The 24,021-nt window shown below is 38.0% G+C and carries 25 protein-coding genes; 4 read left to right on the forward strand and 21 right to left on the reverse strand.

The window, feature by feature from the left end:
* The first annotated feature begins 194 nt into the window (after window positions 1–194).
* Window positions 195–1,175 carry a stage II sporulation protein M gene (locus V7112_RS06660; protein WP_335416983.1) on the forward strand — a complete coding sequence of 327 codons (981 nt, stop codon included), beginning with the start codon at window positions 195–197 and terminating at the stop codon, window positions 1,173–1,175.
* Here V7112_RS06660 and V7112_RS06665 read toward each other — a convergent pair.
* From V7112_RS06665 to V7112_RS06690, 6 genes are all read right to left on the reverse strand, one after another.
* A complete protein-coding gene (locus tag V7112_RS06665) occupies window positions 1,153–2,511 on the reverse strand; it encodes a DUF58 domain-containing protein (RefSeq protein WP_335416985.1) in 1,359 nt (452 codons plus the stop codon). The genes V7112_RS06660 and V7112_RS06665 overlap by 23 nt on opposite strands.
* On the reverse strand, window positions 2,462–3,391 hold the full coding sequence (locus V7112_RS06670; protein WP_335416987.1) for an AAA family ATPase: 930 nt from the start codon (window positions 3,389–3,391) through the stop codon (window positions 2,462–2,464). The genes V7112_RS06665 and V7112_RS06670 overlap by 50 nt, the downstream gene beginning before the upstream one ends.
* Entirely contained in the window at window positions 3,388–4,515 is a 1,128-nt protein-coding gene (locus tag V7112_RS06675) for a DUF4350 domain-containing protein (protein WP_335416989.1), read from the reverse strand. The genes V7112_RS06670 and V7112_RS06675 overlap by 4 nt, the downstream gene beginning before the upstream one ends.
* Window positions 4,502–5,158 (reverse strand): DUF4129 domain-containing protein, encoded by a 657-nt coding sequence (locus V7112_RS06680; protein WP_335416991.1) that lies wholly within the window; start codon window positions 5,156–5,158, stop codon window positions 4,502–4,504. Before V7112_RS06680 ends, V7112_RS06675 begins: the two co-directional genes overlap by 14 nt.
* A 16-nt stretch (window positions 5,159–5,174) precedes the next feature.
* Window positions 5,175–6,089: a hypothetical protein gene (locus V7112_RS06685; protein WP_335416993.1), complete on the reverse strand. Its 915-nt coding sequence runs from the start codon at window positions 6,087–6,089 to the stop codon at window positions 5,175–5,177.
* Window positions 6,090–6,251: 162 nt separating this feature from the next.
* Window positions 6,252–7,373, reverse strand: coding sequence for an NAD(P)/FAD-dependent oxidoreductase (locus V7112_RS06690; RefSeq protein ID WP_335416994.1), 1,122 nt, complete (start codon window positions 7,371–7,373; stop codon window positions 6,252–6,254).
* A gap of 360 nt (window positions 7,374–7,733) precedes the next feature.
* Between V7112_RS06690 and V7112_RS06695 the strand changes: the two genes are divergently transcribed.
* Both V7112_RS06695 and V7112_RS06700 read left to right on the forward strand, forming a co-directional pair.
* Window positions 7,734–7,865, forward strand: a complete 132-nt coding sequence (locus tag V7112_RS06695) for a hypothetical protein (protein ID WP_335416997.1) — start codon at window positions 7,734–7,736, stop codon at window positions 7,863–7,865.
* Between the two features lie 128 nt (window positions 7,866–7,993).
* Window positions 7,994–8,149 (forward strand): hypothetical protein, encoded by a 156-nt coding sequence (locus V7112_RS06700; RefSeq protein ID WP_335417077.1) that lies wholly within the window; start codon window positions 7,994–7,996, stop codon window positions 8,147–8,149.
* Between the two features lie 23 nt (window positions 8,150–8,172).
* On the opposite strand, the gene V7112_RS06705 is transcribed toward V7112_RS06700, so the two are convergent.
* The 15 genes from V7112_RS06705 to V7112_RS06775 form a co-directional block, all read right to left on the reverse strand.
* Window positions 8,173–10,281 carry a heavy metal translocating P-type ATPase gene (locus tag V7112_RS06705; RefSeq protein WP_335416999.1) on the reverse strand — a complete coding sequence of 703 codons (2,109 nt, stop codon included), beginning with the start codon at window positions 10,279–10,281 and terminating at the stop codon, window positions 8,173–8,175.
* A gap of 97 nt (window positions 10,282–10,378) precedes the next feature.
* A complete protein-coding gene (locus V7112_RS06710) occupies window positions 10,379–11,164 on the reverse strand; it encodes a nucleotidyltransferase domain-containing protein (RefSeq protein WP_335417001.1) in 786 nt (261 codons plus the stop codon).
* Window positions 11,165–11,234: 70 nt separating this feature from the next.
* On the reverse strand, window positions 11,235–12,179 hold the full coding sequence (gene hutG / locus V7112_RS06715; protein ID WP_335417003.1) for a formimidoylglutamase: 945 nt from the start codon (window positions 12,177–12,179) through the stop codon (window positions 11,235–11,237).
* A complete protein-coding gene (gene hutI, locus V7112_RS06720) occupies window positions 12,169–13,425 on the reverse strand; it encodes an imidazolonepropionase (protein ID WP_335417005.1) in 1,257 nt (418 codons plus the stop codon). Before hutI ends, hutG begins: the two co-directional genes overlap by 11 nt.
* A 26-nt stretch (window positions 13,426–13,451) precedes the next feature.
* Window positions 13,452–15,113 carry a urocanate hydratase gene (hutU, locus tag V7112_RS06725; protein ID WP_335417007.1) on the reverse strand — a complete coding sequence of 554 codons (1,662 nt, stop codon included), beginning with the start codon at window positions 15,111–15,113 and terminating at the stop codon, window positions 13,452–13,454.
* 20 nt (window positions 15,114–15,133) lie between these two features.
* Complete coding sequence (hutH, locus tag V7112_RS06730) at window positions 15,134–16,651, reverse strand: histidine ammonia-lyase (protein WP_335417009.1); 1,518 nt, start codon at window positions 16,649–16,651, stop codon at window positions 15,134–15,136.
* 280 nt (window positions 16,652–16,931) lie between these two features.
* Window positions 16,932–17,369: a hut operon transcriptional regulator HutP gene (gene hutP, locus V7112_RS06735; protein WP_335417011.1), complete on the reverse strand. Its 438-nt coding sequence runs from the start codon at window positions 17,367–17,369 to the stop codon at window positions 16,932–16,934.
* 171 nt (window positions 17,370–17,540) lie between these two features.
* The gene (locus tag V7112_RS06740; protein WP_335417013.1) at window positions 17,541–17,945 is read right to left on the reverse strand and encodes a MaoC/PaaZ C-terminal domain-containing protein; all 405 of its coding nucleotides are present in this window, start codon (window positions 17,943–17,945) and stop codon (window positions 17,541–17,543) included.
* Window positions 17,942–18,391 carry a MaoC family dehydratase N-terminal domain-containing protein gene (locus V7112_RS06745; RefSeq protein ID WP_335417015.1) on the reverse strand — a complete coding sequence of 150 codons (450 nt, stop codon included), beginning with the start codon at window positions 18,389–18,391 and terminating at the stop codon, window positions 17,942–17,944. The genes V7112_RS06740 and V7112_RS06745 overlap by 4 nt, the downstream gene beginning before the upstream one ends.
* A gap of 45 nt (window positions 18,392–18,436) precedes the next feature.
* Window positions 18,437–18,919 (reverse strand): DinB family protein, encoded by a 483-nt coding sequence (locus tag V7112_RS06750; protein WP_335417017.1) that lies wholly within the window; start codon window positions 18,917–18,919, stop codon window positions 18,437–18,439.
* A 146-nt stretch (window positions 18,920–19,065) separates the two neighbouring features.
* Window positions 19,066–19,905, reverse strand: a complete 840-nt coding sequence (locus V7112_RS06755; protein WP_335417019.1) for an aldo/keto reductase — start codon at window positions 19,903–19,905, stop codon at window positions 19,066–19,068.
* Window positions 19,906–20,027: 122 nt separating this feature from the next.
* Window positions 20,028–20,201: a twin-arginine translocase TatA/TatE family subunit gene (gene tatA, locus V7112_RS06760; RefSeq protein ID WP_335417021.1), complete on the reverse strand. Its 174-nt coding sequence runs from the start codon at window positions 20,199–20,201 to the stop codon at window positions 20,028–20,030.
* An 87-nt stretch (window positions 20,202–20,288) separates the two neighbouring features.
* Entirely contained in the window at window positions 20,289–20,888 is a 600-nt protein-coding gene (locus V7112_RS06765) for a response regulator transcription factor (RefSeq protein ID WP_335417024.1), read from the reverse strand.
* Window positions 20,885–22,018 carry a sensor histidine kinase gene (locus tag V7112_RS06770; protein WP_335417026.1) on the reverse strand — a complete coding sequence of 378 codons (1,134 nt, stop codon included), beginning with the start codon at window positions 22,016–22,018 and terminating at the stop codon, window positions 20,885–20,887. The genes V7112_RS06765 and V7112_RS06770 overlap by 4 nt, the downstream gene beginning before the upstream one ends.
* A gap of 63 nt (window positions 22,019–22,081) precedes the next feature.
* Window positions 22,082–23,119 carry a fatty acid desaturase gene (locus tag V7112_RS06775; protein WP_335417028.1) on the reverse strand — a complete coding sequence of 346 codons (1,038 nt, stop codon included), beginning with the start codon at window positions 23,117–23,119 and terminating at the stop codon, window positions 22,082–22,084.
* Window positions 23,120–23,423: 304 nt separating this feature from the next.
* On the opposite strand from V7112_RS06775, the gene V7112_RS06780 reads away from it, so the two are divergent.
* Window positions 23,424–24,014: a guanylate kinase gene (locus tag V7112_RS06780; RefSeq protein ID WP_335417029.1), complete on the forward strand. Its 591-nt coding sequence runs from the start codon at window positions 23,424–23,426 to the stop codon at window positions 24,012–24,014.
* Window positions 24,015–24,021 lie beyond the last annotated feature (7 nt).

Below are 24,021 nucleotides of genomic sequence, written 5' to 3' on the forward strand. Positions count from 1 at the left end.
TTTCACTGTATCTCGCATAGGATCAAAGACTAAGAACGCCACTTTCTGATGTCTTCGTCTTTTTGACCCACCTCGTGTTGGCCTAAAAAAATCGGCGCAAGTACGCCATGGCGAATTTGATATAATTAATTGTTTCTATTTTTCTCTAAAATTACTATAATAAGGTTACTTGTGAATTCAAGAGGTGAATCATATTGAATATGAAGCAATTTGTCAAACAGCACCGAGATGAATGGAAACAGCTTGAGCAATTGATTTCCACTTTATATAAGCGTAGAAAATCCCGTACTAGTATCGAAATTAATGAGTTTCATAGACTATACCAAAAATGCACTGGACATCTTTCCTATAGTCAAACTTATTTTCCTAACGAGGAGATTACCCCTTATTTAAATGGCCTTGTCTCAAAAGCGCATAATCTTCTATATAAGGACCAGGTTTCAAGTTTCGGTCAAATCAGGTATTTTTTTAGTACGAAATTTATTGGGCTATTACTTGAACAATGGAAATTTGTTGTTATTGCTTTTGTTTTGTTTACACTAGGTGGAGTCGGTAGCTTTTTTTCAGTCCTACAGGATCCCCTCCATATGTTTTCAATTTTACCAGCAGAAATTGCCCAAGGTGTAGATCCAGACTATTTGGGTAGTCAAGATGGTGAAGTTGATTCATCCCTCATGTCAGCTAGCATTATGACAAACAATATTCAAGTTGCCATCCTCGCGTTTGCGAGCGGAATAACCTTCGGACTGTTAACAGTCTATCTTTTAATCTATAACGGCATCATCATTGGTGCATTGGCTGGTTTGTTTTGGCATTATGGCAAGTCTTATGACTTTTGGGCATATATCGTCCCTCACGGAATGATAGAGCTCACAGCTATATTTATTGCAGGTGGTGCTGGTCTGTTAATGGGCTACAAGCTGCTGGTTCCTGGTCCGTACACCAGAGGTTATCAGCTAAAGAATCAGGCAAAACGCTCTGTTCAACTACTTTTAGGAACGATCCCGTTATTTGTCATTGCTGGTATCATCGAAGGCTTTATCACACCTGCTACGATTTCACTCGAAGCTAAATATGCTGTTGCATTCATTACGGTTATCGGCTTAATTCTTTACATTGTGACTGGGAAACTATTTTTAGTGAAAAAAGGATCTACAGCAAATTCCGATTCATAATATCAATATAATAGGAAACAGCTGTGGCTGCTAATTTATCCTCTTTGGCCTCAACCATCATGAGGCCATGGTTTTCCCATTTTCGTTTTCCCCTCTTTTTCACAAGCATTTGCTGCTGTGCCATACTTTTTAGCATGGCTGTTTGAACATTTGTCGGCTTCTCATTAATTCTTTCGTTTAGTGTAGAATCTTCTACACCAATCAATAGAAAATAATGCCGCTGCCGTAATTTTCGTAAATAAACCAACGGACTTTCTTCCCGTACAAAGGTATGTACATCACTGAACAATAATAGTAGGCTCCGCTTTTTTTGCACCGTTTCTAAATAAGATAAAACAGCGCCATAATTGGATTCAACCGCATCTACCTTGAGATTATAAATCGCCTGTAAAATGGTTTGAAGATGTGCGATTCCTTTTCCGGCTGGAACATAAATCTTAACTTCCGTTGAAAAAGCCAGCATAGAAACATAGTCTCCGTTTTGAAGAGCTGCTGTGGCAACGGTCAGGGCAGATTCAATCGCTTTTTCAAGACGATTTCCCTTTTCCAACTCGGCCCCCATCATCCTGCCACAATCAATTAATATCGTAATAAACTTGCCATGCTCTGGTTCAAATTCATTTGTCATGACTTCATGGAGCTTTGCAGTCTGTCTCCAGTTGATAGTACGAGGATCATCACCGGGAACATAGCTTCTAATTTTTGAAAATTCACCTGTACCTTTTTGTTGTTTACGGATTTTCACACCTTCATATAATAAAAATTTCTGTGCATTCTCAAGGTACTGCCTTGTTTCGGAGAGATCGGGTATAACTCTTATTTTGTTGTTTATGGTAAATGTGAGTTGTTTTTCCCATAAACCAAGGAAACTCTTATATCGGAAATATAGTTTGTTAATTTGATAATCACCGCGTTCCATTGCTTCTGTTAAGTAAGTGATTCGGGTAGTCGTTTCACCAGTAATCTTTCCTTTGATCGGAAAAGCTTTGGTAAAAGAAGCTGGAATGCCATCTATGAATCGATATGAAAGACCGTATGTAGAATTGTTGGTTATTTCAATATCAACCGAAGTTGGAAGTCCTCTCTCCATTTCAGACTGTAATTTGCGTGTCGCTACTAAATGCTTTTTTCTTGGCGAAAAAAACAAATCAACCAAACTTCCAAAAAAAACAAATAGATTTAGACCAATGATGATTCCCCATGAAAGTTCCAATAAAGATAATCCCAAAAATCCTATCGAAAGGAATAGTAAAACTAAAATCAAACGCCTTGTTGGAATGATCCCTCTATCTAGGAACAGGAACCGATCCCACAAGCTCTTCAATGATTTCGTCAATGGTGATTCCCTCCAATTCTGCATGTGGAGATAACTGAATTCGATGCCTTAACGCAGGCTTGGAAACCATTTTCACATCATCTGGTGTGACATAATCTCGATCAGCCATAAATGCCCATGCCTGTGCCGCTTTTGAAATTGAGATGGCTGCCCTTGTACTTGCTCCAAATCGAATGGCTTCAGATTCCCTGGTTTTCCGGACAATTTGCATGATGTAATCCAGAACACCGTCACCTAAAATAACGTTTTCAATATCCTTTCGTATCGATAAAAAGGTGTTTAGATCAAGTACAATTGCTGAATCCTGATAACCAAAACTTTGTTCCACCACTTGTTTCACGACATTTTTTTCTTCATCAAAAGCTGGAAACTCAATTTGAAGTTTAAATAAAAAGCGGTCCTGTTGAGCTTCTGGTAATCGATAGGTCCCTTCAAATTCGATTGGGTTTTGTGTGGCAACAACAAAGAATATCTCAGGTAGCTTGTATGTCTCACCTTGAATCGTCACCTGTTTTTCCTCCATTGCTTCTAATAATGCTGCTTGGGTTTTAGCTGGTGTACGGTTAATTTCATCGGCTAAAAGGATATTTGTAAAAACGGGCCCTTTTAATGTTTCAAAGCTGCCTTCCTTCATGTTGTAAATCATACTTCCTGTGATGTCGCTTGGTAATAGATCCGGTGTAAATTGGATACGGTTAAAATCCCCACCAAGTAAGGTAGCCAGAGTACGTACCATTTGTGTTTTTCCAGTTCCCGGAACACCTTCAATCAAGACATGTCCACCTGCTAGAATGGCAGAAAGTAAAAGTCGTAAATTTTTATTCTGGCCCAAAATTCGTTGTTCGTATTTTTCAAGTAAGGATGTTAATTCTGTCCTCATCCTTTTTCCACCTCTTTTCGTAATTCATCTAAGTTCTTTGACCAAACCAAATAATCGTGTTTGGATAGTTTATCAGTTTTTAAGACCTTTGTTAGGTCATGTAAGAATCGTTTTACTTCACTTTCTTTCTTTCCAGACCATCTTTGAACTAACTTTCTCGTAAGGTCCGTCCACTCTCTAGAAACTCGAATTCCCCATTTCTCCTGTAGGAGCTGCTTCACATAATCAGCTTGAATATTTAATGAATCATGGTAGTAACGACCTCTTAAATACCATGCGCTCAAAGCTCGGATACCTTCATCACTAAATCGCACTGTTTCCTCTCGGGGTACAATCACTGGACCAAAACGCTTTCCTTTATACCAAAGCCAAATTAAAACGATTAATCCACCTTGCAAAAGCAAAACTAAAAACCAAGCTGGGTATAATGTTGTGACTGTTGAAGCATTTTTCAGTTTGTGAACATATTCATCAAAATAATAAATGGATGCTTCTTCATTTTCTATCAACGATAATACAAGTGGAATATGATCATAGTCTAAAAGATGATCGTTTAAGATCCATTCTGGGGAAATTGCTGTGATTAATTCACCATCACCCATTTTTCGACTTATTGCAATGACACCAGCCTCATCCTCTAAAAGTACCCTCTCCTCTGTACTTGGAATGATTCGATTTGTTGATTGTAACAATGCATCAAATTTCATTCCATTTTTATTATTTATTGAAGTTGTTTCCTCAAGAAAAGGGTCAATATCTGCAGGTAGGGTTTTAATATCAAACATCCCTCGAGGATTTTCTTTAAACAAAATGATTTTGTTTCCTGCCTTCATAAAATCAAGATATCCACCCACTTCTTCCTGTTCTGGTGTGAAATAAGGCTCCACCATAATTAAAATTTGATTTACATCTTGCTTGTTTAGAAGATTTGGTGCATGTGACCACCTTTTAACTTTATGCTCATCATTTAAATATGTATAAATCGCTTTTACACCGGTTGGAGAAGGAGAATCCGACACATAATGTGGATACGCTTTTGGATTGTATGATTCAATAAAATACGTTAGAAAAAGTAGGAGCGCGATCAGCCCAAATAAGGTGAACCATATTTTACGGTTTTGCATGCTGCTTCTCCTTTCCTCCTTCGGGGTGTTCTAGCCAGCCAAAAGCTTTTTCACGAAATAGGTTGTACTCAACTTTATCAATCTCATACTCCCCATATGCAACCTCATCAAACACTAATGCTAAATCATAAAACTCTTCAGCCCAGGACTGTTTCACTTTACGAAGCTCATCATAATACTCCCAGTTTGTTTTCCATAATTTAGCCTCAAGCCATTCTTTTTCATGAAAAAATAAGAGGAGTGCTAAAAATAGATGTCTAGTCGCAGGTGAATAAAGATGATTTTCTTCATGCTTTAACGCCTCTTGTAAATGCCTTTGATATGTCCAGTTTAATTCTTCAGCCGAATGAAGAGGTTTATGTTTGCTTAAGTTTGCATTTCTTTTTTTATTTCTTACTAGCAAAAAGACCGCAATACCTAAAAGCAGAAGGGCTCCAAGAATGATAAAAACTAGCACCACTTCTGCTGTACCACTTCCCGACTCTATCGTTGGAAATAAACTTTCTAAAAAATCAGTTAGCCATTCTTTTACTTGTGCCCACCATTTCTGAAACACGTTCCTTGATTCATCATAGTAAATTCGATATTCTTTACCGTTCAGAATTTCTTCGATCCGATCCCTTGCATTATTCGTTTGTTCCATTATTGTTCATCACCACTTATCTTGGAGCATTGAACCCCTCAATCATTTCATCCAAATCCTCTGCATCATGTCGAACCCTAGCATCTAGGTACATTACTCCGTAACCTACTGCAAACAATAAGGTTGTAAAAATGGTAGTTAAGTTAACAATTAAAGTTAGTAAAACGCTATTTCCTAAAAAGATGCCAAATGTCCCCTCAACTGCAAAGCTAATCGCACTAATAATCAAAAAGAAAATAATATAAAGTCCGAATAGGACCCACCCTCGTTTTTTTGATAGTTGCCAGCTTCTTGATAATCCAGGAGATTCATAGTCTAATACAACCGAACCAAAATAAAAGCCCCAGCGCGTCAGTAAATAGCCAAGTCCAATAAATAACCCCAACCCTAGTAAAATGACAAAAAGAATGCCAATAAAAGGATTCGCAATAGCCCCAAAGATACCCATTGGCACCAATATTATAAATGCAACAACGAAGAAACCAAGTACAATTAGACCGTATAAAATATTGCTTCCAAGCATTGCCCAAAATCGTGTAAAGGCTTTTTTAATCACCGAACGAATTGAATAAGCTTCATTTTTTCGGATATGGTTTAATGCAATTAGAATGGCAGCCTCAGCGACAGGAAATAAAACCAAACCCATGAGACCGACAAAAATTGTCCCTAATGTTCCTCCTAATCCTATTTCTTCAGCCACGACTGTTTCATCAAAGCTATTCGCAATTTGGGAAATCCAGTCTTCACCAGGACCGACTTCTCTGAAAAAGCTTGTTCCTGATGCTAATAATATGAGTGCCTCGAGTATGTATACGGGTCCCATAAAAATAAGTAAAATCGTAAAAAAGTCCCTAAATCGATTTTTGCTTAAGCTAAATGTGAGATCAAGGATTTCTCCAAACCCTTTTGGTCTTGAAAATTTTGCGTTCAATCTGCCATCCCCCTGCAATATACTGAATAAAATTGATGCTAATAACGCTTATTTTAACATTATTCTGGAAGTTTTACTGTATTATTTTAGAAATATTTTCTAGTTTATAGGTGATAAAAATACAATAGCCAGATCCCCTTAAATCTAGGAATCAGGCATGTATTACTTTACTTTAATGGCTCCTTTGAGGTCATATAGGTTTAAATCAATTTCAAGCGGTAGTCCCATGGAAAGCTTCGCTAATTCACCACCTAGGAATGGTCCAACAGTTAAGCCTGATGCACCAAGTCCGTTTGCGACAAATAGATTTTCATAAACAGGAATAGTGCCAATCACTGGTAAATAATCCGGAGTGAACGGTCGAAAACCTACTCTTGTTTCAAGAACCGTACCTTCCGATAAACCAGGAGCAATACTTAGGGCTTTATTGAAAACTTCATGTAGTCCACCGGCAGTTACTCTATAATCTAATCCTATTTCATTTTCGTGTGTAGCACCAACAACGACTCTTCCACCATCAAATGCTAAGATGTATTGATCATTTGGCGGCATGACAACCGGCCAATTCTCAGTATTTGAATCTACAAGACCTAAATGAACAATTTGGGCTTTCTGAGAGGATACAAGAAAATCGATACCAACTTGCTTTAGTAATTCATTTGCCCAAACTCCAGCTGTTAAGATGATTTTTTCCGCTCTTAAAATTTCATCCTTTATTTTTACTCCAATTACTTTGCCTCCCTCCTTTAATAAAGAAGCACTTCCTTTTTGTTCTTGAGCACCATGTAATTTGGCGGCACGAATCAATGCATTTCGGAGTTCGCGTCCATTTACTCTAGCGGCACCGCTTATATGGACGGCTGAATATTTTTCTGATAATGGTGGAAACAGTTTCATTGTTTCTTCAGAGTTTAATCGTAGAATTTCTCCAATTTCTGGTGCATCCTCCCGACGTAGTGCTGCTCGCTCTTCCATTTTGTCAAGCTTATTTTGATCGACATGAAGACTAATCGCTCCAACCTTTTTATAGCCGGTATCAGTCTCACCCAATGCTTCAAGCTCATTTATTAATGTTGCGTAATATTTTGCACCCGTTTTTGCTAAATTGTACCATGCTTTATTTCGACGCTGAGAAAGCCATGGACAAACAATCCCAGCCGCAGCATCAGTAGCTTGGCCTGGGTCCTCCCTGTCAACAATTGTTACTTGCGCGCCTGCTTTAGCTAGATGATAGGCGGTCGACGCACCAAGAATCCCAGCCCCAATTACAAGATAGGTTGTCATGTTTTCAAAATCCCTTCTATTTGCGTTATGTAGTTAATTTTACTAAAAAAGTATCTTCAAAACATCTTTTTGTCGAAATTTGTATATTTTTCTGTTAGTTCATACATGATATACATGACGCTGTAAAATATAGGAAAAAGATATACATACAATCCAGCGCAATTAGCTTTATTCAGGCGAATAAAGTTAAGGCCTCCGGCGGATGCCACAGATTTTCAATGGAAATTTTTCGAGCAGTAAGATCAAAGACTAAAACCGCCACTTCCTGTGGCAACGTCTTTATGACCCACTTCCTGTGGGCCTAAAAATCTGGGCGCAAATACGCCAGGCGGATTTGATTAATGAAAGGAGGTTTGACAAATGGCGAACAAAAATAAAAATAACCAGCCCCAAGCAGGAGCAAATAGTATGGACACGGAATTTGGTGCAGAGCAAGGCTTGAGTAAAAAGGCAAGAAAAAAAGCTGCTCGAGAAAAACGTAAAAATAAATAACGAATTTTCGTAACGGTACATATTTGACCTGTTCCTTTGAATGAATTTTTGGAACGGGTTTTTCTTTTAATTCGTTGGTTATTGGACAACTAGGGGGGAAAGTATACTTTTTTTAAGGGGTGATTATATTGAAGCAACTTGAGGTTCAATTAATTTTATTTGTTGGAGCGACATTGGTTCATGAGTATTGGTTGCATTGGGGACTTCCCCGAGTATATTTTTGGGATGTAAGACATAGACATTTTAAGAAAATTGAAGATGATTCCGATGAAAAATCTGCATAGAAAAAGGGATAACAATGTTACCCCTATTCCTTAACCTTTAATAATCGTAAGCTATTTAATGTGACAAGCAGCGTAGCGCCCATATCGGCAAAAATCGCAATCCATAGTGTGAGCCAGCCTGGGACAACCAATAGCAAGGCTAAGGCTTTTATTCCTAATGAAAAAGTGATATTTTGTTTAATTATCGATAATGCTTTGCGGCTTAACTTTATCGTATAAGGCAATTTCCGAAGATCATCAGACATCAAAGCAATGTCAGCCGTTTCCAGCGCTGTATCAGTTCCAGCACCGCCCATTGCCACACCGATAGTCGCAGCCGCTAGGGCTGGCGCATCGTTTACTCCATCACCAACCATCGCAACGTTTTGGTGAATTGCTCGAAGTTCTTTAATCGAGTTTAGTTTGTCCTCAGGAAGTAAATCTGCTTTAATCTCGGATACCCCGACTTCTTTTCCAATTGAACTTGCGGTTCGCTGATTATCACCGGTGAGCATCACAGTTTTTTCAATTCCTACATCGTGTAATTTGCGAATAACTTCTTTGGAGGAATCTCTTAACTCATCAGCAATTGCAATTAGTAATAGGATTTTATCCAAGGTGCCGACAATTATCACGGTTTTACCTTCGTCTTGTAATTCAACAATTTTCTCTTGTTTTTCTTTTAAAATATCATTTTGAACTTCTTCAAATAAAGCCGGACTTCCTACATAATAAACAGTTTCATCAATCTTAGCTTTTAAGCCTCTACCCGTAATAGATTGAAAGTCTTCTATCAATACATCCTTATAAGGTAGGCCCTCAGCTTTTTTTAGAATAGCTGAAGCAAGTGGATGTTGTGAACCATTTTCAATGGCGGCAGTAAGTGTCAGCCATTTTTGATCATTTACATCATAAGAAACGATATCTGTGACAGCCGGGATTCCTTTTGTTAAAGTACCCGTTTTATCAAATGCAATAACTTTAAGTGCTCCTGCTTCTTCTAGATAAATACCGCCTTTAATAAGTACACCATGTCGCGCTGCATTACCGATTGCAGTTACAACTGCAACTGGGGTTGATACAACTAAGGCACATGGACATCCTACGACTAAAGCCGCCAACCCTTGATAGATCCATACGTTCCATTCTGCCCCAAAGAATAACGGTGGAATAATTGCTATTAAAATGGCAAGAGCAATTATTGCCGGAGTATAATATTTCGCGAATTTATCAACAAATGCCTGTGAAGGTGCACGTTCAGCTTGAGCTTCTTCGACTAGATGGATGATTTTTGCAATTGTTGTGTCTTCCACACGTTTAGTTACTCTTACTTCAAGGAGTCCTTCTTCATTCAATGTTCCCGCGAAAACCTCATCATCAATTGTTTTACTAACTGGAACACTCTCTCCTGTTATTGAAGCTTGATTGACGGTAGAGATTCCTCTTAAGACGATTCCATCCATTGCAACCTTTTGACCGGGCTTTACAATCATAATGTCTCCAATTCGAATATCTTCAACATGTACCATCATTTCATCTGTACCACGTTGAATTAACGCTTCATTTGGTGCAATATCCATCAAGGATTCAATCGATTTTCGTGCCCTATCCATCGAATAGCGTTCTAAGGCTTCACTTATTGCAAATAAAATTACAACGGTTGCCCCTTCACCCCATTCTCCAATAATAGCAGCACCAATAATAGCCACGGTCATGAGGGTATTCATGTCAAAATTGAATCGAACCAGGTTCTTAAGCCCTTTTTGAAAGAGAGTATAACCACCAATCAGTATGGCGGTCGCATATCCGATTGTTGAAGTAAAATGCCCATCTCCATATTGTTCAGCCAAAAGCCAACTTACTAACAGCAAAACGGCGGAAACATAGACTTTACTATTTTGTTTTTGCTTCCAAAATGGGATTTGCGGTACTGCTTTCTCATGCTCGTCTCGTAGCTTTAGATTTTCAAAGGCACCTGCCCTTTCAAGCTCTTCAATAGTTGTATTTCCTGTAACTGTTATTTTTGAAGCTCCAAAGTTTACATTAGCATCTATAACACCATCCAGGTGTTTCACGTTCGTTTCGAACGTTTTTGCACAGCCTGCTCAGGAAAAGCCTTGAACACGGTAGGTCTTTGTAGCTTGTTCAGACATGATTTTCACCCCCGAAAACGTGTTAACTCTTATAAAAGATTATACACTTATATATTCAAGAGTGACTAGGAAATCGCTTAATATAGGCTGCCCTATTTCATTTCCATACTTCTACTAATGTTTCTCTAAAGAGTTGATCTAGCAGATCTGTTGAATTTGTGTTGTCGGATTCTAGCCTAGTTACATAATGCTCTATATGTTGAATTTCTTTTTCAATAAATTGGTCTATCCCTGGTATTCGTTTTGTCAATTTTTGGCCAGAGGATTTTAATTTTAAAATTTGTTCAATACTTTGCTTTTGTTCGTTCTTTAGTAACAAATCATTAACTAGTTCATTCAAATCAAGGCATAGCATTTTGTGGTGCTTTTCTATGGATTTAGCCATTAATAATGGACGAATGACGTTTAAATATGTTTTTAGCTGCGGTCCTTTATCATGAATGGTTTTGAAGTTACCCTTTGCCATTTTCACATAATGGTACATGCATGGAATGGCTGAAAATATAATAGGTTCTATTTGTTTCATTTTATTGATTAAGGATTCTTCTTCAAAGTAAATAATTTTTGAATGTAACCATTCCAAAAGCGCTGGATTTGATTTGCGAAATAGTCGAAGTGCCTTTGTGAGCTCCCAACCACTCATGTCAACTAAAGGATTAACAGAGATAGGGATTTTATCGTACTTTGGAATTTCAAGCGCATCCCGCTTTTGGTCAATCGAAAGGTACCAATCGGTTTTATGAATATAAATAAAACGGACATCATAATCGCTTTCTTCAGATGAAATCCCCCATGTTCGGCTTCCAGCTTCACAAGCGTACAAAATTTTAACATCGTATTCCTTTTCGATTTGATCAAGAATTTCCAGAATATGATTTTTCAATGAAAAACCCTCCTTTGCATGAGGAAAGGAGATGCTCACCTGCCATCTCCTTTCAGCTAGTATTCACTATTTAAGTATACATAAAACACAGTATCGCATGTGCTGCAAGTCTACTTGTGATATCACGTACATCCTTTGAGGGATCGATTTCAACAATATCCATCGCTTTGACCTTCGGATGTTTTATAGCTACTGAAATACTTGAAAGAAGCTCCCTTGATGTCAAACCACCTGGTCCAATGGCCGGACAGCCTGGCGCAAAGGCTTGATCAACAACATCCATATCTACAGAAAGATAGATAAAATCAACCTCTTGCGCTAATCGTTCCACTTCTTTTTGAATGATGGGAATAATTCCAATACGCTCCACATCATCCATGGTGTACACGGCAACCCCTTTGGTTTTTACATATTCGTGATATACTTCAGCATTTGCATAATCCCGAATTCCAATTTGCGTAAGGTCTTCCCCTCTCAGAAATCCACCTTCTATTAGACTACGAAAAGGTGTTCCGTTCGTTCTTCCACCATCCTCTAAATTCCGGACATCATGATGGGCATCCCATTGAATTACGCCGACACGGCCAATTTGTTCTTGAAATGCTCGAATTGAAGGATAACTGACGCCATGGTCGCCACCAAGTATGATATATCGATTGCATGATTTGGTTTGCAGCATTTCTTTTACACTGATATATAAACGTTCAGTGGTATCTTCAAGATTTGTCGGATGGGTATGAACATCCCCAAAATCTAAAATCGTCGTATCCTTGTAATCGTGATTCCTTTCCCCCGAATAAGTGGAATAAGCGCTCAGCGCGTTTCGAATCGTTTTCGGTGCTTCGGCTGCAAGTGACGGTGAAATGGATGTCTTTGATACAGCAAGACCAATGATTCCGATGTCAGCCTTGGCTCCACTTTGATATGGCTTTATACACTCTGTCACTTTTGTTACATATTGATCTTTAAAAATGGCTGGTTGACCTGGTGTGAGATAACTGAAATCAGATAACATCGTTTCTCTCCCACACTTTTGTTCCGTTTATATAAACACTATTTGTATGGTTAACTCCAAAATGGTAAGGAAGGTACATATAATTTGGAATATCCCATAAAACAAAATTTGCTTTATGTCCTATTGCAAGTATTCCTGCTTCTCCACCCTTGCCAATAGCGAATGCAGCGTTTACAGTAACTGCATTCCAAATTTCTTCAGGTGTCATTTTTAGTTTTAGGGCTGCTAGTGACATAATTAACTGTAAATTTTCAGTTACACAGCTTCCTGGATTAAAATCTGTCGCTAGTGCTACAGCAACACCCTCATCAATCATTTTTCTCGCTCGCGCATAGGAATCTTTGCCAAGATAGAATGTTGTTCCCGGTAATAAGACAGCTACTGTTTCTCCTTCAGAAAGGAAGTCAATTGCTTCATCTGATGCAGCGACTAAGTGATCAGCACTAGTTGCTCTCAGCTTAACTGCTAGTTCAGTTCCACCTAAAGAATCAATTTCATCTGCATGAATTTTTAGGCCGAAGCCCTTTTCCTTTGCTTTTTGTAAAAAGTACTTTGATTGCTTTGTCGTGAAAACACCTGTTTCGCAGAAAATATCGGCGAACTCTGCAAGGTTTTCTTCCTTTACAGTGTCAAGGAGCTGAACCATCTCTTCCAAGAATTCATCTTCTTTCCCTTTGTGGGATGGAGGAATGGCGTGTGGGCCTAAGAATGTCGATACGATTGAAATTGGGAAACTCTCATTTAGTTTTTTAATCACTTTGAGCTGTTTTATTTCCGTTTCGAAATCTAAGCCATATCCGCTTTTTGCCTCTATCGCTGTCACCCCATATGAAATGATGCGATTTAGATGAAAGGAAGCTTTTTCATAAAGTTCTTCCTCAGTTGCATTTCTTGTTGCCTCAACGGTTGATAAAATGCCACCACCTTTTGCAAGAATTTCAAGATAGGCCACACCTGCTTGCTTTAAAGCAAGCTCTTTTTCACGTGAGCCTCCGAACACTAAATGTGTATGTGGATCTACTAAACCGGGCGATACTACTTTTTGCTGTGCATCTAGGCTTTCTATTGTTTGTATGTGATTTGCCTCGTCATTCGCTCCAATCCAGGCTATTTTTTTATCTTTAATGGCAAATGCAGCATTTTCTTTAATGGTAAGCTGCTTCATGTCTTCCCCTTTAAGTGGTTTTGATGTTTCTTTTGGTAAAATCAATTGCCTTATATTATGAATGAGTAAATCGTATTGCATGTTAATGCTCCTTTCTTGGTATATTTTTAGTCTTGTAACATCGGTATATCGACACCCTTTTCCTTCGCCACGTCGATTGCTTTTTCATAGCCGGCATCCGCGTGTCGAACAATACCCATGCCCGGGTCAGTAGTAAGGACCCGGCGTAAGCGTTCTTCTGCTAACTCGGTTCCATCTGCGACAACAACCATTCCCGCATGCAGGGAATAACCCATACCTACACCGCCACCATGATGGACTGAAATCCATGATCCGCCTGCAGCGACATTGATCAGTGCATTTAAAATTGCCCAGTCACCCACGGCATCACTACCATCCTTCATGCTTTCCGTTTCGCGGTTCGGTGAAGCAACAGAGCCGCAGTCTAAGTGGTCACGACCTATTACAATTGGTGCTTTCAAATCACCTTTACGGACCAATTCATTGATGGCGAGCCCCATTTTGACACGTTCCCCGTAACCGAGCCAGCAGATTCGGGCTGGTAGCCCCTGGAACTCTACCTTTTCCTGAGCCATATCGATCCAGCGAAGCAATGCATCATTTTCTGGAAACAATTCTCTTATGAGTGCATCTGTTCGGTAAATGTCTTGTGGGTCTCCAGATAAAGCAGCCCAACGGAATGGTCCCTTACCTTCACAAAATAATGGACGGATATAAGCTGGCACAAAGCCTGGAAAATTAAATGCTATATCGACACCTTCGTCTTTTGCGACTTGGCGAATATTGTTGCCATAATCAAAAGTAACTGTTCCTCTTCGTTGGAATTCAAGCATTGCCCGTACATGCTTTGCCATTGAAGCAGTTGATAATTCAATATATTTTTTTGGATTATTTGCACGTACCTGATCTGCTTCTTCAATGGAATACCCCTCCGGAACATATCCGTTTAACGGGTCGTGGGCGGAAGTTTGGTCAGTCATCACATCAATTTGGATATTCCGATTTAAAATTTCATGGTGCACTTCCGCAGCATTTCCAATCAATCCAATTGATAAGGATTCCCCATTGTGTTTGGCTTCCAATGCCCACTTGATCGCTTCATCCATCGAATCTGTCATTCTATCACAATATTTTGTATCTATCCGTTTTTGGATGCGGGATTTATCCACATCAACCGCAATACAAACGCCGCCATTCATGGTAACAGCAAGTGTCTGTGCACCACCCATTCCACCTAATCCAGCAGTAAGGGTAATTGTTCCTTTCAATGAACCAGCAAAATGCTGGCGTGCAACTTCAGCAAAAGTTTCATAGGTTCCTTGTAAAATACCTTGGGATCCAATGTAAATCCAGCTTCCTGCTGTCATTTGGCCATACATCATTAAGCCCTTTTGATCGAGTTCATGAAAATGCTCCCAATTTGCCCATTTCGGAACTAAAACAGAATTCGAAAGGAGTACACGTGGTGCTGCTTTGTGAGTTTTAAATACCGCGACAGGTTTTCCAGACTGAATTAACATTGTTTCGTCATTTTCTAAGCGTCGAAGGGTATCAACAATCGCATCAAATGCTTCCCAATTTCTTGCAGCTTTACCTATCCCTCCATACACAACCAACTCTTCTGGTTTTTCTGCGACTGCTGAATCCAAATTGTTATACAGCATGCGTAATGCGGCTTCTTGCTCCCATCCTTTACATTCTAGTTCAAGCCCTTTTTTTACCTGAACAACACGATTTTGAATTGACATGATCATTCCCCTTTTCTATGTTAATAGACGATAGGTTCCAGATTGGCTGTCCATACTAGGTTATTTTTTTTAAGCCATTCCGTTACGTTCTCGATATCTTCAGAGAACACTCGGTCCTCCGTAATTGACGGAACTATTTTTCTTGCTTCCTTATAAAATGCATGTGTAGCTGGTGCCATTTTTTGAGTGCCACGGTATTCAATTGCCTGCAACGCACAAATACATTCTATTGCTAAAACACGTCGTACATTTTGAATAATCTGGTAGGCATGCCGTGAGCCGATAGTTCCCATACTTACATGATCCTCTTGGTTAGCTGAAGATGGGATAGAGTCGACACTTGCCGGATGTGCGAGTGTTTTATTTTCAGAAACAAGTGAGGCTGCTACATATTGCATAATCATTGCCCCCGATTGTAAACCAGGCTGTGCACTTAAAAATGGTGGTAAATCATTTAACTGTGGATTTACAAGCCTTTCAATTCGCCGTTCAGAAATACTGGCAAACTCTGCAACTGCAATTTTCATAAAATCCATTGCAATGGCGATTGGCTGCCCATGAAAATTCCCACCTGAAATAACCAAATTCCCATCCTCAAAAATTAGCGGATTATCTGTTGCTGCATTCATTTCAATTTCTAGTTTTTCTTTTACATAATCTAAAGCCTGCCAGGAGGCACCATGCACTTGTGGAATGCATCGTAAGGAGTAAGCATCCTGCACCCGTTTTTCCCCTTGTCTCGTAATTAATTGGCTTCCAGATAGAAGACCACGCATTCTTTTTGCTACATCTATTTGCTGTTGGTATCCTCTTGCTTCATGTATTGCTGGATGAAAGGCATCAATAATTCCTTCGAGTCCTTCAAGTGTGAGGCTGGCAATCATTTCACTTTGCAGGGCAAGTTCGGATGCTTCTAACCAGTTAATAACACCCATTGCGGTCATTGCTTGTGTGCCATTTATTAACGCAAGTCCTTCTTTTGCCTGTAAGACAACAGCCTGAATGCCTTCTTTGTTAAAAACTTCTTGAGTGGGGTAAATATTACCCTTGTAATGCACCTTACCTTCTCCAAGGAGTACAAGAGCTAAATGGGAAAGAGGCGCTAAATCTCCGGATGCACCTAGTGAACCCTGCTGTGGTATAACCGGATGTATTTTCATATTTAATAAAGTTACTAGTCTTTCGGCAATGACTGGGCGAATCCCAGAAAACCCCTTCAATAATGCATTCAAACGAAGTAAAACCATGACGCGTGAAACAACTTCAGGGAAAGGTTCACCAACCCCACAGGCGTGAGAACGAATTAAATTGAGCTGTAAATCATTTACATCGTCATCGGCAATGATGACATCACTGAACTTACCAAAGCCTGTATTTATTCCGTAAATAGTCTTTTTATTAGCCACAATCTTTTCAACAGCTTTACGACTTTGTTCTACCTTGCGAAGTGATTCGCTACTAATTGATACTTTTTCATCGTCATAACAAATAAGTTTAACTTGTTCTAAAGTTAACGAATGTCCTGATAACTCAATCATTAAATCATCCTCCTTATATTTATGTGTCCCGTACTGGTTCTAGAAATGAGTAGTAGAAAACAAAAAGAGACGATAATGGCATAGAGATACCATCATCGCCTCCTAATAACTAAAGGACTATAGGCAATGTTACAAATTATCAAATTCGTTTTGACGAATTTGCGCCCAGATTTTTTCGAGCGTGCTCGAAAAGTTACCTTTGAAAATCTGTGGCATCCGCCGGAGGCTCTAACTTAATTACAGTTGGGGTTAAAACACCGACTGTAATTAAGTTAGTGTTTTAAATATGATTAATTCCAAGACCGATTGTTTCATGCTCCAAACCTTTGATTGGTGCTCCAATTGTACCGTAAAAGGCTACTGCAATCCATTCGCCTTCTTCTTCATTTGTATATGGAAACCCTCGAACGATTGCAAATCGCAGTCCGACTGTTCGGCTAATTTCACCAATCGCAGTTTGCCCTCTCGTCACACCTTCGATTCCTTCAATAATTGCGTGATATAAAGCATGGGTTTCACGGTATTGTGACTCATGAATAAGGCCGTGGCGTTTTGCGGCAGTCTCAACAGCAGCGATTACCTTTTGCATGTTCATAGATCCGACTTTTCCTTGGCAGTATTTAACATCTTGTAACGAATGAGAAAAAAGCTGCATCTCATTATCTGTTAAGGTTGTAAGCAGTACAGCAATTTTACCAATTGAAGTTTTTTGACTCATAAAAAGAACCTCTAATTTCTGAATTTTCCTATTATCTATCAACTAATTATTATTGTATAAGTGAGCCAATCCAATTGTCAATGAATTTGGTAAATTTTAGTATATTACTATAGTAGTAAGCTACTATAGTAAAGTATTGATATAAAACGAAAAACCCATTCGGAAATGGGTCTACGCGTACTTTTTAAAAACAACATTTCCTTTGATTACATCTTTTTCATGCTGATTCACAGCAGAAACATCAAAGGTAAGTTCTTTTCCTTCTATTTTTCTTAACGATGCTTTTAATGTGATTACATCTTCCAAAAACACCATGTTCCGAAACCGAATAGAATAGGTTTTAATAAATCCTTCTTCATAAAAAGGTGTAAACAGCTTTGCAAGGTTCCCCATCGTCCACATTCCATGTGCGATTACTCCAGGTAATCCCGCTTTATGTGCCTCATCATCAATCGTATGGATTGGATTGTAATCGCCTGAAGCACCTGAATATTTGATAAGATCCATTCTTGTAACTGGCGGGAGCTTAACACTTTCTAGTGAAGAACCAATATCAATATTCGCTAGTAAATTCATGTCATTAACCCCTTTCTAACTGCTTCTGTGATGATGACGACAAGCTTAGAAGAAAAAATCAACTTACCATTGGAGTCCTCGCCATTTTCACTAATAGTTAGAAAACCCATTGATCCTGTAGATCCTTTTTTCTCTACGTAGTTTTCTACCTTTGAATAGCAAGAAATTTCTTCCCCAACAAGTAATGGTCTTTCATATTTGTAAATTTGCTCACCATGAATAAGACCCTTCTCAGGTAAAATAAGTCCCTCAATCCTTCCGAATTCTAAAACTCTAGGAAATGTCGGTGGTGCAATATTCGTTTTATATATAGAAGCTTTACCAAACCCTTCATCTATGAAAATTGGATGTGCGTCACCAATTGCCTCTGCAAATTTTTTGACTGCTCCTCTTTCAACGACATTTTTTACTTTCGCTGATTGTTTATCGATAAAATCTTTATACACGTACAACACCTCTTTAACCATAATAAATCAGGCTTTATTGAATCATTAATTGGTATAAGTGGAAAGACCTCGGCCGATAACGTTTGCAGAAACAGGCTTTTTTCCAATCTCCCTTGACCAAATTGATAATTGTCCGATATGGTGAATTTCATGTGCAATGATATGCCTCATGATTTCCCCCCAAGTATCCGTCACAGTCTCCCCATTAGGTAAAGTATCGTAAAACAAACGATTTTCCATACTCGATTCCCAGTTGTTTACGAAACTTTCTACTTCTAAATGAAATTCAGCGTCTAATTCTCGGATTTTATTCAAGCTATTGTAATCATTGAAACTCTCTTGAAAATCCGTTTTACCTTGTATAATACGGATCCAGCTCCATTCGACATCAACAATATGGAAGAGAGTATGCAATATACTTCCCATTCCACCCGTACGATTTTGTAGGAGTTCTTCTTCACTTAATTCTTCACACCAGCGATACCAATCTTCTCTTACCTTCCAGTTATATCTAAAAAACATTTGCATAAAGGCCCCCTCCGATTTTAGAAATTTATTAAACTATATATATAAATATTACCAATTCTATAAATATAGCTGAATTCCTTCTTCAACTTTTGTAAACTTTAATTCAAAAAACCACACAGAATAATCCGTGTGGCTTAAATTCTTAATCACTCAAATCCAGTCATATTTGTATCAGGATTTGATCCAATTCGATCGTTTTTATTGAGTGAGCTAATTCTATTCATATCTTCCTGGGTAAGCTCAAAATCAAAGACATCAGCATTTTCTTGGATGCGGTGTTCTTTGATGGATTTTGGAATCGTTATAACGCCGTTTTGAAGATCCCAGCGTAAAATAACCTGTGCAACAGATTTCTTATATTTTTGACTAATTTCTACAAGAGTCGGATCATTTAGTAATTCTCCGCGCTTTAGTGGAGACCATGCCTCTAATTGAATTCCTTCCTTTTTACAGAAATCATGTAATTCTGTTTGTGTAAGATGCGGATGGTATTCGACTTGGTTAACCATTGGTTTAATCTCTGAATTTTTGATGAGATTTTCTAGATGGTGAACATGGAAATTACTTACGCCGATTGCACGTACCCGCCCTTCTTTATATAGTTTTTCAAGTGCATGCCATGTTTCAATGTACTTATCTTTTCCAGGCCAGTGAATAAGGTATAAGTCTAAGTAGTCAAGACCTAGTTTTTGGAGGCTTGTTTCAAATGCTTGTAGTGTTGATTCATAGCCCTGGTCACTGTTCCAAACCTTAGATGTTACAAACAAGTTTTCCCTGTTGATACCAGATTCACGAATTGCTTGTCCAACACCTTCTTCATTTTTATAGACAGCAGCAGTGTCAATGCTTTTATATCCATGCTTGATTGCCCATTTGACAGAATCAATCACTTCTTGTCCGTCTTGTACCTTAAATACGCCAAGGCCAAACCATGGCATTTCTACTCCGTTATGTAATGTTGTTGTATCTTGAAGACGTTTTACCATATGTATCCTCCTCAAAATTGAAAGATTTACCATTAATAGTTTCTCACACGTTTGGCTACTTTTCAAATTATAAGATGACTAAAACAAAAAAGAGAGGTTCATTCCCTCTCCAATACGTATCATTATTTCGACTTTGATTCAGCATCGTCATCATCAAGAATGCCTTTTGTTGCCTTTTTAAACTCACGTAGCGTTGTCCCTGCAGCTTTTCCAAGCTCAGGAAGCTTTTTGGGTCCGAATACAAGTAATGCAAAAAAGATAATTAATAATAATTCTCCGAAACCAAGGTTTCCCATGATCATTCCACCCTAATACGAAATGTATTGCACCCTTATTTTATTCCTTTAATTTTATTTTTTCAATTATATATTTCATGAACTCTCTTATTTAAACCAACCTTTTTCTTTTGACTGTGTGATCGCTTCGATTCGATTCTTTACTTCAAGCTTATCTAAAATAGTAGAAATATAATTTCTGACTGTACCGGTTTTGATTCGAAGTTCATCTGCGATTTCCTTCGTATTTTTTCCAACAGCAACAAGTTCAAGCACCTCACGTTCTCGTTCGGTTAATGGATTTTCATCTCCGTATAAATCATCCATTAATTCAGGTGCATATACGCGTTTGCCACTCATTACACTACGAATTGAATCAGCCAATTCATCACTCGGACTATCTTTTAATAGATAGCCCTTCACACCCGCCTTTAGAGCACGTTGAAAATATCCAGTACGAGCAAAGGTTGTTAAAATGATCACTTTACAATTTGTTTCTTTCAACTCCTCAGCAGCTTCAAGTCCTGTTTTTAATGGCATTTCAATATCCATCATGCAAATATCCGGCTGAAGCTCCTTCACAAGTGAAATTGCTTCTTGCCCGTTATTTGCCATTCCGACTACTTCCATATCATCCTCTAAATTTAAGAGTGAACCTAATGCCCCAAGGACCATTCTTTGGTCTTCTGCAATCACAATTCTAATCATAAAAGTCCCTCCACTTCGTCCTGTTTACGTACATTTGGTATATTGATAATTAAAGTTGTTCCATCATTCGTGATAATTTCTAAGCTTCCATTTACAAATTCTAAACGTTCTCTCATTCCCTGTAATCCATGTCCATCGATCACATCTTTATCTGAATTTGTGCCAATCCCATTGTCCTTTATCATTAATCGGAGTTCTTCTTCCGATTGCGAAATTTCTATTGTACATCGTGTTGCTTGACTATGCTTCACAACATTATTGACCGCCTCTTTTATGATCATGCTAATCATATTTTCGTAGAATAGCGAAATCTCTTTTATTGATTCAGCTTGAATATACTCAAATTCGATTTCAGCTGCACGCAAAATTTCTTTAACCCGGACAATTTCTTCTTTGATTCGGATTCCACGCATTTGAGAGACCATTTTTCGAACTTCATTCAACGCTGTTCTTGCAGTTTGCTGAACATCCTTTAATTCATGGCGCGCTTTTTCCGGATCTTTATGTATCAGCTTCCTCGCCAAATCACTTTTTAGTCCAATCATTGAAAGACTTTGTCCTAATGTATCATGAAGGTCCCTTGCGATTCTTTGGCGTTCTTCTTGTTTCACTAACTCTGCAATTCGTTTATTTGCATCTTCAAGTTGTTCCTCAAGTTTTTCTTGTTTCTTTTTATTAAATATATTAAATGGCAATAGGATAACGCTAATCCAAATGATAATATTGAATGGTAGTTGGGTTAAAAATATCTCTTTTTGTAACACGAGATTGTAATTTATCGAAAAAGTTGTCGCTACCAGGTGTATAATGTATAAAGTTAAAAAAGCAACGCGGTTCTTGATGTTTCCGTTGTAATACGCAATATAGAAAGCAAAATAGATAAATGCAAACAATATTGACATGGTTAATGAAATACCAATTAAGATCGACGTCCATAAATAAACTGGCCATCTTCTCGAGATAAAAGCAAATCTTAATGAAATGAAAAACAAGACAGTTAAGATGAGACCAGTAATGATTTCGGGAGTTGATGACGATTGAAAGATAAAATAAAATGGCAGGATACTCATGACTGCCCAAATATAAGGTGAGACTCCTGACCATTTTTGAAAAATTGTATATTTTTTCATAGGACTTACCCTCATTTTATGCGTGTTTATTTTGTATCATATCATATATAAGGAAAACCCAGCTTATTTTTCTAAGCTGGGGATCTTTTTTATATTCTTTTGATTGGCAACCATTTCCTTTATTTTACCATAGCCTACAAATACTTTTTCTTCTTCATCCCATAGTCGGAATTTTAATGATTTTAAGCTTGTTTTTAAAGTAATGGTCGGTACATGCTGAAGTGGAGCTGTTTGATTATGCACCTCTTCAAGCTTGTAATTCGGAACACGTGGGCTTAAGTGATGAACATGATGATAACCGATATTTCCTGTTAACCATTGTAGTGGTTTTGGAAGCTTATAAAACGAACTGCCCTCTACCGCTGCCTTCACATATTCCCAATTTTCATCTTCCTCAAAATACGAATCTTCGAATGTATGCTGAACATAAAACAACCAGACACCAGCAATCCCAGAAACCATAAAAATCGTTCCTTGTACAATTAAAAATGACTGCCATCCGATTGCCCAACATAAAACTGCCGCCAGGCCAACAATTCCAAGATTGGTTATATATGTGTTGAGACGTTCATTTTTTCTTGCCTTTTTTCGGTTAAAACGATTTTCAATTAAAAATACAAAAATAGGTCCTAAAATAAACATCACAAAAGGATTTCGGTAAATTCTGTAGCAAAGACGCTTCCATGTAGATGCTTCCATGTATTCTTCAACCGTCATTACCCAGATATCACCTGTACCGCGTTTATCTAGATTTGAACTTGTTGCATGGTGGACAGAATGGTCATGTCCCCATTTACTATAAGGAAATAATGTTAAAATCCCAAAAAAGGTACCAGTGACTTTATTCGCCTTACGATTTTTAAAGAATGAATGGTGACAACAGTCATGGAAAATGATAAACATCCGAACAAGAAATCCTGCTGCAATAACACTAATAACAAATGTCAATATATAGGAAATATTTAATGAATAATAGGCAAGAACCCATAATCCAAGATAAGGAATTAATGTGTTGAAAAGCTGAAACAGACTTGCTTTAAAATTTGAATTTTCAAATGGTGCAACTTGTTTTCGTAAGCTTCGTTGATCTAATTTGTTCATTTAATCCATTCCTTTCTTAATTCTCATTTCATATTTTAATCAGATTTTCAAAATTTAATGAGGAATTATATGCTGACAAATCGCCAACAGTTGTCTACATTTTTAATGTTATAGGAGAAAAAAGATTTACACTAGACATAGGTGTCATATGAATTACATGATAAATGTCATATATCGTATTGAAAATTTAAAATACACAAAAAATTAACATTATAAATAGGCTAAAATGAATTTTTTATGCTATACTTAAAAAACAGAATATTTAAACTAGACGAATAAAACTATTTAAAGAAGGAGGAAACTTATGTACAAATTAAAGGATAAAGAGAGGATTTTCATTTATACAGGTCCAGATGGTTCAGGTCGAAAGACATTAGGTAAGATGGTCGCTACAGCATTTGATATGCAAACTGTTCCCTCATTCACAACTCGAAGCCCCCGCCCTTTTGAAAACAACGGAGAAGATTACCACTTTGTAAGTAAAGAAACCTTTCAGCAAATGATGCAGCAAAATGAATTTTTAGAGAGTGTCGAAATCGATGGACATTTTTATGGAATACGTGAAGTTGACATTGTAAATATTTTTAAGAAGCAAAAGGTAGTTTACTTAACGCTAAATCCAGAAGGTGCCGATCTTTTGAAGCAAATGTATGGTGATAAAGCGATCCGAATTTTTGTCTATGCTGATCGTGATACCGTACACGAACGACAGATGGAACGTGGGGATAGTGCTGAGGACATTGAAAGGCATATGAACCATTATGATGAAACAATGGCTTATAAGACTTCCTGTGAGCATGTATATGAAAATTATGACCTGCCCCAGGTTTCATACCAGATTAGTGAAATGATTGAAACCTATTTGGATAGACAGTTAATCGCAGATGATTATTAAAACATAA

The sequence above is a fragment of the Bacillus sp. JJ1566 genome (genome assembly GCF_036962685.1).
Lineage (GTDB): Bacteria > Bacillota > Bacilli > Bacillales > Bacillaceae_L > Ferdinandcohnia.

Bases quoted from the DNA above. Each gene is read 5' to 3' on its own strand.
- V7112_RS06670 (WP_335416987.1), bottom strand. From the start codon at position 3,391: ATGAGGACAGAATTAACATCCTTACTTGAAAAATACGAACAACGAATT.
- V7112_RS06675 (WP_335416989.1), bottom strand. From the start codon at position 4,515: ATGCAAAACCGTAAAATATGGTTCACCTTATTTGGGCTGATCGCGCTC.
- V7112_RS06680 (WP_335416991.1), bottom strand. From the start codon at position 5,158: ATGGAACAAACGAATAATGCAAGGGATCGGATCGAAGAAATTCTGAAC.
- V7112_RS06690 (WP_335416994.1), bottom strand. From the start codon at position 7,373: ATGACAACCTATCTTGTAATTGGGGCTGGGATTCTTGGTGCGTCGACC.
- V7112_RS06695 (WP_335416997.1), top strand. From the start codon at position 7,734: ATGGCGAACAAAAATAAAAATAACCAGCCCCAAGCAGGAGCAAATAGT.
- hutG (WP_335417003.1), bottom strand. From the start codon at position 12,179: ATGTTATCTGATTTCAGTTATCTCACACCAGGTCAACCAGCCATTTTT.
- hutI (WP_335417005.1), bottom strand. From the start codon at position 13,425: ATGCAATACGATTTACTCATTCATAATATAAGGCAATTGATTTTACCA.
- hutU (WP_335417007.1), bottom strand. From the start codon at position 15,113: ATGTCAATTCAAAATCGTGTTGTTCAGGTAAAAAAAGGGCTTGAACTA.
- hutH (WP_335417009.1), bottom strand. From the start codon at position 16,651: ATGATTGAGTTATCAGGACATTCGTTAACTTTAGAACAAGTTAAACTT.
- hutP (WP_335417011.1), bottom strand. From the start codon at position 17,369: ATGAGTCAAAAAACTTCAATTGGTAAAATTGCTGTACTGCTTACAACC.
- V7112_RS06740 (WP_335417013.1), bottom strand. From the start codon at position 17,945: ATGAATTTACTAGCGAATATTGATATTGGTTCTTCACTAGAAAGTGTT.
- V7112_RS06750 (WP_335417017.1), bottom strand. From the start codon at position 18,919: ATGCAAATGTTTTTTAGATATAACTGGAAGGTAAGAGAAGATTGGTAT.
- V7112_RS06755 (WP_335417019.1), bottom strand. From the start codon at position 19,905: ATGGTAAAACGTCTTCAAGATACAACAACATTACATAACGGAGTAGAA.
- tatA (WP_335417021.1), bottom strand. From the start codon at position 20,201: ATGGGAAACCTTGGTTTCGGAGAATTATTATTAATTATCTTTTTTGCA.
- V7112_RS06765 (WP_335417024.1), bottom strand. From the start codon at position 20,888: ATGATTAGAATTGTGATTGCAGAAGACCAAAGAATGGTCCTTGGGGCA.
- V7112_RS06770 (WP_335417026.1), bottom strand. From the start codon at position 22,018: ATGAAAAAATATACAATTTTTCAAAAATGGTCAGGAGTCTCACCTTAT.
- V7112_RS06775 (WP_335417028.1), bottom strand. From the start codon at position 23,119: ATGAACAAATTAGATCAACGAAGCTTACGAAAACAAGTTGCACCATTT.
- V7112_RS06780 (WP_335417029.1), top strand. From the start codon at position 23,424: ATGTACAAATTAAAGGATAAAGAGAGGATTTTCATTTATACAGGTCCA.